The 12,648-nt window shown below is 55.2% G+C and carries 8 protein-coding genes, 1 tRNA gene and 1 pseudogene; 2 read left to right on the forward strand and 8 right to left on the reverse strand.

Going from position 1 to position 12,648, the window contains the following annotated elements; all coding sequences use genetic code 11:
• Nucleotides 1-110 (forward strand): annotated as a pseudogene (locus tag FFY45_RS05470) (IS5/IS1182 family transposase); the annotation flags it as partial.
• Between the two features lie 420 nt (nucleotides 111-530).
• On the opposite strand, the gene FFY45_RS05475 reads toward FFY45_RS05470, so the two are convergent.
• From FFY45_RS05475 to FFY45_RS05510, 8 genes are all read right to left on the reverse strand, one after another.
• Nucleotides 531-2,654, reverse strand: a complete 2,124-nt coding sequence (locus FFY45_RS05475; RefSeq protein ID WP_176339679.1) for a TniQ family protein — start codon at nucleotides 2,652-2,654, stop codon at nucleotides 531-533.
• On the reverse strand, nucleotides 2,651-3,733 hold the full coding sequence (locus FFY45_RS05480; protein WP_176339680.1) for a TniB family NTP-binding protein: 1,083 nt from the start codon (nucleotides 3,731-3,733) through the stop codon (nucleotides 2,651-2,653). Before FFY45_RS05480 ends, FFY45_RS05475 begins: the two co-directional genes overlap by 4 nt.
• Entirely contained in the window at nucleotides 3,720-5,702 is a 1,983-nt protein-coding gene (locus FFY45_RS05485; protein WP_176339681.1) for a TnsB C-terminal domain-containing protein, read from the reverse strand. Before FFY45_RS05485 ends, FFY45_RS05480 begins: the two co-directional genes overlap by 14 nt.
• 56 nt (nucleotides 5,703-5,758) lie before the next feature.
• Nucleotides 5,759-6,619, reverse strand: a complete 861-nt coding sequence (locus FFY45_RS05490; RefSeq protein WP_176339682.1) for a TnsA endonuclease N-terminal domain-containing protein — start codon at nucleotides 6,617-6,619, stop codon at nucleotides 5,759-5,761.
• Between the two features lie 808 nt (nucleotides 6,620-7,427).
• Complete coding sequence (locus FFY45_RS05495; protein WP_176339683.1) at nucleotides 7,428-8,195, reverse strand: hypothetical protein; 768 nt, start codon at nucleotides 8,193-8,195, stop codon at nucleotides 7,428-7,430.
• A gap of 447 nt (nucleotides 8,196-8,642) precedes the next feature.
• Nucleotides 8,643-8,735 (reverse strand) — tRNA-Ile (locus tag FFY45_RS05500).
• Nucleotides 8,736-8,883: 148 nt separating this feature from the next.
• Entirely contained in the window at nucleotides 8,884-11,127 is a 2,244-nt protein-coding gene (locus FFY45_RS05505; RefSeq protein ID WP_176339684.1) for a S8 family peptidase, read from the reverse strand.
• Nucleotides 11,090-12,175: an AAA family ATPase gene (locus FFY45_RS05510; RefSeq protein WP_176339685.1), complete on the reverse strand. Its 1,086-nt coding sequence runs from the start codon at nucleotides 12,173-12,175 to the stop codon at nucleotides 11,090-11,092. Before FFY45_RS05510 ends, FFY45_RS05505 begins: the two co-directional genes overlap by 38 nt.
• Before the next feature lie 51 nt (nucleotides 12,176-12,226).
• On the opposite strand from FFY45_RS05510, the gene FFY45_RS05515 reads away from it, so the two are divergent.
• Nucleotides 12,227-12,637 carry a hypothetical protein gene (locus tag FFY45_RS05515; protein WP_176339686.1) on the forward strand — a complete coding sequence of 137 codons (411 nt, stop codon included), beginning with the start codon at nucleotides 12,227-12,229 and terminating at the stop codon, nucleotides 12,635-12,637.
• Nucleotides 12,638-12,648 lie beyond the last annotated feature (11 nt).

Here is a 12,648-nt window from a genome sequence, read left to right on the forward strand (position 1 = left end):
ATCGCGGCCTGGCCAAGAACACCGCACACGTGCTGACCTTGTTTGCGCTCTCCAATCTGTGGATGAAGCGAAAGCAGTTACTGCCTGCCATGGGGAGCGTGCGCCTGTAACCCGGGGATTTCCCACGGAAAGCGCCAGAAATGGCCAAACTCCGAAGATCCAAACGCGACTCTCCGCAACGACGCGACATTCCGCGCTCTCAGGCCGCGTTATTCAGACCTTCCCTAAGTGCTCAAATTGTGGGCTAGAGCCAGAAGCGTTTGACTGTACCGAATGTGGAAAACTTGGCTTGAATTTTTATCTCGGCGGCAGCGAGCCAATCTGCTTCGAGTGCGATGTGAAGTAGATCTCGCGCCAGCCACGAGCTTAGCTTGGTCATTTCTAGGCCACCTAGTAGCAGGCTCCCGGGGCTGCTCCGCACGGTTGTGCCACTAGTGAAATCGAGTGGCCAGCCCCAAGTTGATTAGCTCGCATCCAGCGGCATCGACTCATTCACTACCCAGAAATAGGTCGTCAGGTGCAACCCTGATCTAATTCCTGCAGGCATTGCTCAGGGAGCTTGCGGCTTGAGTTAGGGCGGCCAAATCTTCTGCCATATCGATCGGCGCTGATCCCCCAAGCTGCTTGTTACTCGAGATTAGCCAGATAGCCTGCGCCCAACCATTGGGATCGCGAGGAAGATACGATAGCAGCTCAGCAATCTGCGGCTTGAGAGTTGTAGCATCGAACTGAAACGTTGGATATATGCGCTGGCCCCAGACGGGGAGCAGGATACCCAGCAACTTGCCCTGCGCTTCCAGCTTTGTGATATTTCTTGGATCATCTAGGCGGAGCAAGCGCGAGACCTTGCGCGCATCGAACCAATCCGGAAATCCAGATGAAATGCGTTCCTGTAATGCCGCCAGACGCTTCCACTCTTCGTCCCAGACGCGTAGAAAAGTTTGGGACGTCTGCTTATCTGGTGAGGTGATGTCGCCCCCAGGTCGTGCCAATGCGACATCGTGCTGTTTGAAGCCATCTTCTATGAGTAGTGCCGCCATATCTGACGCTGATTGAGCAGTCACGATGTTACCGCTTGGATAGCGGACCAGTAGTCTTGGATCGTTCTCTGCTGAAGCCCTCCCCACGATGGCCGGGTTATGGCCATAAACCCACACCTCGACCTCGCCATGGTCATCGACCGTCGTCCTTTGTCGGCTCCAAACGTCGGGATGCTGGATTTGAAGCTTGACCATAAGCTCTGTGCGTAGCTCTAGGCTCTTGGTAGTTCTGAGACTGATTCCGTCTAACGTAATGCCGCCGGGCGTCGCATCTATTGAGTACTGAGCTGTGAGATCGGACAGGATCTTGGCAAATCTACCAACGTCCTCTTCAGAGTATCCGCCGATGCTCCGCGCATAGAAATGGGATTCGTAGATGCCACTTTTTCGAAATGTACTCAGCAGTGACGCAGAGATGCCAATCGTGTCGGCGGCATCTCGTTCATGAATGGGGGCATATTGCGAAATCTTGTATTTCCCAAGCCACCGCGGATCAACGATGAGATTTCGATTTAGCCGCCTGTAGTCTGTCTGCACAGAAAGTGCGTGGTCCTCTCGCATTGCTTTGACCAATGCCCTTGGATCGGCATTAGCCTCAAGGGCGACGTCTAAGAGGGCGCCCCAAGAAGTCGCGATGGGACGACGAATACGGTCTCCTCTGACAAGTTGCTCGCGAGGAAGGTAATTTTCACCGAAGCGATAGAGCTGATCCCTTAAAAATCCGAATTCTATGGGGCCAGCGGACGCCTCTGCGGTGGATAACGTGTTGAGCGCCCAATGGAATGCTTGTCGAAATCCCGCGCCATCTTTTTCTTCCAGCGCCTCCTTCCCATACCGCAGGGCCAGAAATCGTTGAAAGCCGCGAGGCCAGTCGTCCAATAGTTCAGCCACCTTCTCAAGCTGATCAGCCGTGACGTTCCGGCCCCTCTTGCGACCTTCAAGTAATACGGATCCTGTCGGCGTGAACTGTTCCGATAACACGGCAATCAAGCGGCTAAGCGCATACGGAGTTAGATGTGCCAGGTGTTGCATTTTTGCCGGATACGGTCGTACATCAATCCTTCGATAGAGCGAGGCTTCTATGGCTTGGACTAGACGTGCCAGAGCGGGCGGGCAGACCTGGCCATGGTGTCCCTGCTTGGTAAGATCGGCACCGCAGGAGCACTTGCCCAGAGTCGGCCTATTCCACTCCAAATCGCGGTCGCAGATTTCGCACTTTTGAAGCAGCCGCAGACCGTGACGCGGACACCAACCGACGAGATCTAAGTGCCAGGCTGCCTCATGTCGGCCGCCCTCCGCTATGCAGGCTGGGCAGATCGCAAAGATATCCATGCGCAGCTGGCTAGTGTGGATAAGCTGGCCCAGCAGTCGCGACATGAGGCGCGAACTACGCTTGGGGCCCTCAAAGCATAGGCGCTTTGCCACACTGAGGGGTAGACCGGACAGCTCTTGAAGCAGAGCTGGCGTCACCTGTTTGAAGCTGTTCTTACCGACGCTGATTAGGCCGGTAAGCAGAAAAGAAGGCCGTGGGTAGCCGTTGTGGGCACACAGGGTGTGGAGATAGCCCGTTACACATTCGGTTGCCAGTGGTGCTGGCGTCACCACCAGTCTCATGCAGCGCCTCGCAAAGCTGCCTTGACTTGGCGAACAGAGCGCTTGGCTTTTCGCTTGGCATCGGATTGGCTGGGAACTGACCGGTCAGATTCGTTAGAGACCACCTGGATCTCGCCGCTGTGATCGGAGTAACTATCCTCGCTGGCGATGGCAATTACATGGTCGAGCAAGTGCGCGCTACAGTGCTCATCTAGCCGCGAGCAAAACGGCCCTCCTTCGTGAGGGAAGCGATTGGCGTACCAGACAACCTCAGCAAATGCCTTACCCAATGCCGCGCATGAAATGTCATGGCTACCACTCTTAACAGCATTTCTGACAGCACGATCCAATAGCTTTGCTACGATTCCAATGCGTCCGGCAGTGGCCAAGTACATACGGAGCGCCATCGGTGTGCTAACCAAATCTGGCAGCTGCAAGGAAGACAATTGCGACTGGAAGACCTTGAGAACAGCACGAAATTGCACGCGCTGGTCAACCTGGCGCCAGTCAAACATGGGCAAAACGATAGGTGCATCGAAGCGCTCGCGAAGTTGGCGGTTACTTTGAATAACGGAGGCAGATTCTGGCAGCCCTGCCGCCACCAAGGCCCACTGCTTGCTATCTACCATCGTCTTGAGCCAGTCAGCAGTGCTGCGTAGCTGCTTCTTCTGCCCTTTATCAGACAAATGCTGAAACTCATCTAAAATGATCATTCGGCAGCGAACTCTTTCCAGAAGGGTGAGCACCCGATGGGTCTGATTGGTCTCGGAGCCGCGGTGCCAATGCGGATCACCTAGGGCGCGAAGTAACCGCTCTAGCAAGCCTTTAACCGTACCTTTGTCTGGCACTTTGACGTACACCACCGCTTGCCGACTTCCCTCGCATGTAACTTTTCGCCCGTGCTGCTGGATGAAATCCTCCAAGAGCGTCGATTTGCCCGTTCGGGTATCACCTACGATATGTAGACAGATGGGGTTGGCCGAGCTTCCGACGGACCTCAGGGCATCGCGCAGGGCCTCGTACCCCAGGGTGTAAGCTGCGTGATCAACTCGGATTGAGGCGACCAGGCCGAGGAGGTTCTGAGGATCATTCTTCGGCATGACTGGCCCCCAATGTAGATATGACGCGACGACTTGCAAGATCAGGGATGAACTCTTCTGCCTCTGCCCCGATCTGAAAGCTCGGCCTTTCCACTTCCGCTTGTGTTGGCAGGGAGGGCGACTCAGATAGCGGCGCACCGGAGACTGGGCGCGCTACTTTTTCTGCAACAACGGCTCCCGTCTCCTCGAATCGTCCTACGAAGTTGGGCAGAGGCTTGCCACGCTTGCGTTCCTGCTCCAACGTTCGTCGTATGCGTTCGCGTGCATCAAGCAGAGCGATGTCTAGCCTGTCGTCTTCGCTGATTCGCTGCTGATAGCGTCTGCATACCTGGTGCTGCCAACGAGTTAGGCCGGCAGCGTAGGCTTGGTTCAATGCCGGCACTCGGATGATCTCCGTCGAGTTGGGCACGACCACAACGATGCTGCCAATGTCTTCATCCATCACCTTGATTTCGACCGTGATCTCGCTGCCATGGAGTTCACGCAACAAGCGTAGATCGCGGCTGTTATATAGCAGCCCGGAATACTCAATTCCTACGTGGGTTAGTCGCCGGGTATCGCTACGACTGAAGGCGCTCTCGACAGCGAGCGATGAAGGCGGCAACCAGCGTTCGACTCCTGCGATTTGCTCACGCCACGCGCCTGCGGGGCTCATGCCGATCCCACGGTGTTTTTTTTGATGATAGATGTCGACGATCCAAGTCAGCACGATGCGCTTCAGCGCAGACAAGCCAACGATCGCGTGCTTAGCAGAGTCATAATCGCACTTGTCAACCACGTTCGAGAATGTCTTCCCGGGTAGCCAGTTGATAAGGCCTACGTTGAGCGTGCCGAAGAACCGCTCGATTTTGCCTTTGAACCAAGGCTTGCGACGCGGGCAGAACTGCAGAACCATGCCGAAGCGACCGATTGCATTGTCAAGGGTGCCAGCGTGAAACTCTAGCCCATTGTCTGCGACAAGGATTTCAATGACACCCCAAGCGTCCCAGCCGTTTGCCAGATCAGGGCAATCAGCTAATAGCTGAGCCTTTGGCATGAGGGCACATCGCACTGCCCGGCTGACGCTGACGACGCTGGGTTCTTCGAAGCCAATATTGAAACCCAAGATATAACGGGTTGCCTCATCGAGCACCAGGGTGAGCCACGGCCTCCCGAGCGGGAGTCCTGTGTTGTCATCGACAACCATCACGTCCATTCGGCAGTGATCGATGTCAGCCCGCTTCAGAGGAGCACCTGCCTGCGGCCCCATGCCGGCAGAGCGGAATTTAATCTCAGCGTGTCGCTTTCCGTAGCGTGCTGCACAGACGTCGTAGGGATTCAGCCGGCCTATCTTGTGTTTGAGATAAGCGAAGCCAGGTCTGGCCAGACGTTCACTTGGCAATCGCATTTGATTGAGACGTGCGATGCGTCCGCGCAAGATCTCTAAGCAGCTCGCAATTGAGGGGCGCTCTGGTTGCAGATACGTTGTATCGAGCACGTCGTCGGCCAGAGCGTCGACCTCATTTCCGAAGCGAGACTTCTCGTTTCCCTTTTCATGGAACCGATCACACAGGGCACGAATGTCTTCACCTGCATCAAAGTATCTTCTTCGCCACTTCGCCACGGTCGTGAAGTGGGGAGGACCACGAAAGATCTGACCTTGCTTCCACAACCTCTTGTCATTATGGATTTCCTCTATCAGCGGCCTCGCAATTGCTTCTGTAAGAGGAGTGCGTTGAAGGCGACGCACGTAGAGAAGTTTTGCTTGCGCTCGCTGCCACAGGATCGACGGATAGGATTGACGAAAAGCCTCTATCGCTGCGTCCTGATACGCACTCGTGCGGGCCGTTGCAGCACCGTCATTAGCAATTCCGGCGACGTGGAGCTTACCTTCTGTCCAATATGAAAGTAGCTGATCTACCGTTTTTTCTTGCCAGCTTCCAGTGGAGATATTCTCGAAGGTCCACAGATCAGGCTCTACCTTGCGCATGAATCGATACTCTTGGCCTTCTTGGAAGAATCGCTGACCAACCTGAAAAAAGCCACTCACCATGGGAGCGCTCTCCCCATCCGTTCGTGGCTTGGAAGCGTTACCGGGGTTAGCGCGGTGAGGGGGCTCGATCGATCGACTAAAAGGGTTCCTCGGATCAGCTCATTCGCTATCCAGACTGCGTCCTGGCTTTCAGTCTTAGTCCATCCGAAATCGCCAAGAAAATTGCGACACCGTTGGCGTACCTGCTCATACGCATGCAGCGACCAAAGCGTGTTGGCTGCTTCGCGTCCTCTGCGTAGTAGTACCTGTGCATTCGACAACCAAGATCCGCGGTGGACCTCGGACTCGGTGAGCAACCGATAGCCCCAGCCGTGGCGTGCAAGCTGATGTATTAGCGTATTTGTACGACGCTCGGTCTCTTGGTCAACCGTATGCGTATATTTAACCTCAATGAACTCCCGGGACCGTTGCATTTGCATGCAGAAGTCCGGGATATGCCGCTGCCATTGTCCGTATTCGAAATAGTGGATAACAACAGGCTGTTCACCGAAGTAGGTAACGCCAGGCGAAGCATCGAGAAGTTGCCCTACTTCGACCTCGAGTAGGGATTCGCATTGCACGATGCGGTTGAGCTTAATGGACCAAAACTTGTACACCGGGCGCGGAGCGCCTCGATGCACGAGGCGACGGACACGTATCTGCGCAACAGCTGGGGGTTCGATGAAGAGCTGGTACTTAGGCACACCGTTGTTGGGGCGGCGTGGTAGATCTGTCCAGCGGATATTGCTTGAGATTGGATTGGGTGCTGGCATTGGATCGTCCTGAAGCCAATACCTCCCCATAAAAGGGGAGATATCTGGTTTGAGGGGATCCGGGCAAACGCCGCCCGCCACGCGATCAAAGCGTGTTGACATGGGGCGGTCGCCTCATGCAGTCTTGCAGTCAAGCAGGCTAAGCTTCACTGCGTTTCGGGCTTCAGTTCTTTGGCGAGAACTGGGGCCTGTCTGCCTTCAGGGCCCGGAATTGTGTGGTACGCGCACGTAATTGGCCTAGTTCATCTGATTTCACCTCTCATGTTGGGTGTGGCTCATGTACCTCAGCTCTCGAATTTCTTGAGAATTAATCAGCTTTGCTCCTGCGCTGCCTCCTCACGATTCGGGCGATTTTCAGGAGCCAAGGCGGTGAGGTAATGAGCAACTTCCTGCGGCGTTGTCCACCAGCCGCGGCGATTAGCAATCCGCATCATGGGCAGCGTCAGAGTGCCCTTTCGGCGTGCCTTGGTTAGGGCGTTAGCGCTCGGATAGCGAAGTACTTGTGCTGCGTCTGCTGAGCTGAGTAGCACTCCATATTCCTGAAGTAATCTCGCTTCTATGTCTGCCGAAGATGGTCTACGCACGCCTGTGATGCCCGTAAGCTTCCTTCAGGCGACTATGAAGCCCCGGAGACTGGAAAGTCAACTAAGTCATTGATTTCTCCACAAATAATGGGATATAAAGCGGAGTTTTTTGCCGGAGATTGTGGTGGGCGATAAGTTAGTAAAATCCGCCGCATAAAGAGCTGCGCAAATCACCAAATCCAAGAAGGCTGCGGCGCTAATCGATCCTTGGTTTAACTTCTAGCCATCCTGCTCATTTCATTAGAAGATTAGGTTGGCTTTTAAGAAGGTGGCGGGAGAAGTAATAAAAATTGCTGATCTTGCGTTTGACTAGTTAAAAATTAAAACTAATTTTTTTGAATCTGATCCAGGCAAAGAATGCCGTGCTGTGAAGCTCTCGCAATTTTCTCGCAGCGTTGAAACTCCCGGATCGCCGTCCGAGCTAAAACAATTATTTTTTCACCATCATACAAACCACATGCAGCTGCACTACACTGCAGCATAATATATCTTGTCGATCTGTCGGATTCAGTAGTGGCGAGGATAGCTTCAGATCTCATCTTAATAATTTTTTCAACTTGGCGCCGACCCTCCACAGCATGCTGTGTGCCAAGCATGCCGGCAGGTTGAATCAATATCGATAATAAAATTATCATGATAAAAAGAGGTGCTAGTACTGCCATTGAAATTCCTGACCATGCATCCATTGCGCGGTTAAGGGAAGAAATTATCTGTCCCCTGACACCTCTTTTTTTCAGCTTGTAAGAATTTTCAATGCCAAATGATTGTAGCTGCCGACGGCGACGAACCCTTTTTTTCCATATGCGGAATTTTGCTATGGAGGTTACGCCAAACTGCATAAGAAGTATTATTATGAGCGAGGGTAACGTGAGAAACGCGACTATAATTAAAAATGCTTTGCTACTGATTGCGATTCCAAAGGTTCCTGTGCCTGCTAGAGCGCCTGCGCGCAGAACCTCTGAGGTTGTGTAAGCAAAGAGGTCGTCGTTCAAGCCAAAGCCGCCCCAAAAGGTCTGTAGGTAAGCAGTTCCGACTATATAAAGTGTAGGAACGCCTAAAACTGTTGCTTTGGTCATTAGGTCTGTGATGGTCATGACCCATCTTAACCGTGTCCTTTCTGAGACTTCTTTGGTCATTTCTTCCTCTGTAAATGGTTTGCATTAAAAACAGAATACTTATTGTTCGTTAGCTCATGCGCTAGATAACCGCTCTTACCCACTCCCGCTAAGCTAGTAAGCGTCGCTGTCAACGCCTGGTGTACATTCTGCAATAGCAGCGATGGTCTATGTTGGATCTGAGTCGCCCCAGGTCATCATGATGTTCACATGCTTGTTTGTTTTAAATCGGCTACCTAAAGCGTTACCCACTTGCTCTATGGCATTAGCGCCGAGGTGTACATGGCGCTCTTATAATAAAGAGGAGCATCAATTGTAGTGCTTTGGCGTCGATCAACGGATGCTGGCTTACGACCCGGGCTGACGAGTGAGTATCAAGGCAAAGGCGGGCAAAGGCCAAAGCATCGTGTGCGATGACAGAATGGATGGTGCCCCTGGCCGGGCTCGAACCGGCACTTGCCGCTTATCTGGCGCTGACGGGATATAAATCCGCTGCTCTACCAATTGAGCTACAGGGGCGTGATCGTTGCGATCACGCCGGTATTCGGAAACCTGGCTCGTGGCGGTAATGGTTACTCATGGATTGAGCATACCACGCGTTTGTTAGAGAACGGGCAGTGTGGCTTGCGGGCCGCCGGCACGGCGTATTTCTGGCGTGCACACGCCCTTAGACATCGCCGATCTGAAGCGGCAATTCGGCCAACGGTAGGAGCGGTTTGAGGGTTGTATAAGCGGCCAGCACGTCGTCGTAGATGGACGGATGCTTCGGGGCCGTCACGGTCACGACCAAGGCGTATCGAAGCGGTGGAAGGCGGGTGGGTGCCGTTTTTCGCCCTGGTTGCCTCGCCATGTAGTGCACATCGAAGATGGGGTCTTTCAGTGAGCTGCCGTACTTGCTGATCGTGGCGTCACGGACCGTGTCCCACTTAAACGCGTCTGTGCGCATGGCTTGCTCGGTTTTACGTCCCACACCTTCGAAAAATGAATCGCTCTTCGGAAAGTCCGGGTGCGGCTTCCAGTTCGGCGGCCCCTTCTTCGGTGCGGTGGGGAACTTGCCCGAATGCGGCCGAAAAGTGACGCCGAGCCCTGCGCGGGTGTAGTCCCCCGGGGCATGTGCATCTGTCTCGCTGAGATAACAGAAGGTAGCCCGAATCGTAACCTTGCCCGCGAGGCCACCCGGTGGGATCGGAATGGCAACACGGCTGACTTTGGAGGGCGCCAGCGTACCCTGATAAAGAATTCGCACGCTGTTGTCGGGGCAGACCGCGATGTCAGCGACATCTGAGGGCGCCAGCCCCCAGCCCACTTCATCTCGCGGATGTTGCCCGCGCTCGGCACTGTGGATTATTAAAGCGCGCACAGCTAGTGGAGTGAAAGATCGGCCGAAATGGGCTCGCACGCCAGTGGCGATACGCATCACGCTCGGTGCCGAGAAGCTCGTACCAGTTGACTGTGCTAGCACGCCGCCTGGGAAGAGGAAGCTAAATTGGTCATCGTCCACACCGCCAAAATGCACCAGGTCAGGCTTGACCAGGCTTGGTGATCGGCCCGGGCCGATGGAACTGTAAGGCGCCCGCTTCCCACCTTCGTGGTGACTGTCGCTGGCCCCGACTGCAATGGCATTGACGCAGTCTCCCGGAACCTGCACTCGATTGCGCGGTGGCGGAAGATCTCCGTCGTTGCCAACCGCGATCGTGCCCAGCATTGAGGCTTGGTGAAAGTGGTCATCGAGCATCGTAGTCCAGGCGCTGACCTTGTCATGCCCGGTGATTTCCTCGGGACCGATACTGAGTGAGACAAATTCATAAGCGCTCGCCCCGAGAATTTTGTCCACATAGAGCATGGCGTTATACATGCCCGCATCTGTGTCTGCGCCCAGCACTCTGTAATGATCCACATGGCAGTAAGGCCGTGGCTGTAGACCCGGCTTCATGTGGCCGAACAGAAGCGCAGAGGTCACGCCAAGGCCGTGTCCCAATCCATCAGAGGTAGCATCGCCGATTCCGTCTCCAGGGGACGGCTCGAACCGGGACGCCCATTGGCCGAAGGGATGATTAGCTGGCAATCCTCCGTCGAAAACGGCGACTCTGCAGTTGGGATCGAGGGGGCCTTCAAAAGGAAGAATGATTCTAGATATGGGCTTGGCTGCCCGCATAAGCTTGGGAGCATCCACCGGACGCAGGACAGGCATGGGCCTGATTGCACGGACGAAGGAGAAGTCGGCCAGACGCTTGGCAGCCGCAGATGTTCCGCGTGCCGAGATGAACCACAGTCCGCGCGACTGGTACGTCTTTTTCCCGAGCTTCAGGCCACAGGCCTGGGCGTACTGGCCAAACTGTTCTTCCCAGACGTAGTCTTGGAGCGGGTCGTAATGAACAACCACTTCGAGGTTGGACTCATTCTTTGCCAAGTCTGCCTGGATACGCTCTTGTCGGGTCTGAGGATGGATAGCTTCGATTTTGAGGATGTCCGCTGCAATCGGATCATCCTCCTGCAGCGTCTGTACACGTCGGGCGAGGTGCTGAAACGACTGCTTGGTCCCTGCAACGAACAGCACCGTTGATGCAGCGCCGCCTGCAAGGTCATGGCCGCGTCCATTTCGTGGCTTGACGAATGTTGGCATGCTGCCAACAAAGCGAAGGCCAGCTTCGCGTAACAGCTCGTCGGGGAAGTTGGAGCGAGAGTAGTAGCTTGGATGCAGCGTAACCATGGACACGACATTGCCGCCGGGGCAAGCGGCCTCAGGCAGCGCCTGGAAGCCTTCGGCCTGCGCTTCAAACATCGGCCGCAGGTGTGTTCTCTGTACTTGAATTGAGTAGGGTGCCTGCGCGTCACTCGGGCCCGAGCGGAACTCGCTCGGGCTCGTCAGTGTCTCACCCTGCCCCAATAGGAACTTCGGTTGTTCCGCCATTGTTGCTGACTCCTTGCAATGCACTCTTGAGGGTGTCTCGGGCGACCTTCGTGATGCGGCTCGCCTCGCGCTGCGGCAGCTTTACATCATTCACCAAGCGAATGGCCACGCGCTTGCGGGCTTCGCGCGGTAAGTCTTCAATGCGCTCCACCACAATCTCCTTGATGGCGCTCGCACCTTCTTTCTGACCACCCAGCACGGTCGAGCGACGAACGCGATTGAGGTCGCGCACATAATCGCTGTAAGAAGTGCCAGCCAACAGATCGGCCAACAGGGCTGCCCATGTCCCTGGCACGCGCGAGGGCGCTTGGCTACTGAGTGAGTGCCCCAACGCGGTGAGCTGTGTTGCGCTTGGCTTGGGAAAGGAAATGATCTGTTCAAAGCGCCGCAACACAGCCGAGTCCAGCAGCTGGACGTGGTTGGTCGCCGCGATGAGTAGGTGCGTTGCGGGCCAAAGATCAATCTCTTGTAGCAGGACGGTGACCAGGCGCTTGAGTTCACCGATATCGCTGTTGTCGTCTCGATGTTTTGCGATGGCATCGATCTCATCAAGCAGCAGTACACAGGGCGTCCGCTTTGCATAGGCGAACACCTGCCGTAGGTTGTTGCCGGACTTGCCAAGGAGTGAGCTGAGAATTGTGGCCAGATCCAAAACCACCAGCGGTAGGCCGAGCGCGCTTGCTACCTGGCGCGCGCTCTCGGTCTTTCCTACGCCTGGGGGGCCGCTGAACAGAATGGACTTGGGTGCCGACAGGCCGTTCTCCTGAAGCCGCTTGTGCGCTTTACGCTCGGCAATGACCTGCTTGACCTGGCGTTCAACTGTGTCATCCCAGATCAGCGCATGCGTAGGGCTGGGCTCGTCTTCGATTCGGACCAGATCGAGCTTGGAGTCGGTATCCATGGGCGGGGGAGTGACCACTGCATCGGCCCGGCGTGACACCGACCGCATTTGAACATCCGCGTGCGCGCCATGAGCCGGAAACACGACCTGCTGCAAAAGTTCCGCTAGCTCGTCGCCTTCGGCTCGCAAAACTCGGATCAGTCGCAAGGCTTGGATCCTGATGCGCTCGGAATCACCGCTAGCGCCAAGGCGAGCGAAGTGGACTATCTCGCTCCTGAAAAGGTCAATTTGGCTTTTTGTGTCCATAACCCATTGTTTTATAGCGGAAAAAATTTATATGCGGGTGGACTAGTTTTGCTAGTTTTGCATAGCGTTAAGCGTTGTACAATCGCTACTGCTGGCCTGCAGGCCAGCAGCTTCCCGAGCCATATGGCCGGGCGCATACTCAAGTGGTCTGCACCCACAGAGACAAAGCTCATGAAGACAGTCACTGGCAAAGCGACGCTATCCAAGACCGCCGAGCAGATGCTTTCCTCCCGGGATTCGGCAAGGGAGGTGCTGAAGATGGTTATCGAGGCTCAGTCCACGGCCAACACGCGCGTGATGCGGAGCAAGAGCGGTGTGTCCATCGCAACTGAGCGACCGCCCGTAGCCGCAGCAAAGGGCTGAGCGGGTGGGGC

The organism is Xanthomonas hortorum, assembly GCF_011305375.1.
GTDB classification, from domain to species: domain Bacteria; phylum Pseudomonadota; class Gammaproteobacteria; order Xanthomonadales; family Xanthomonadaceae; genus Xanthomonas; species Xanthomonas hortorum_E.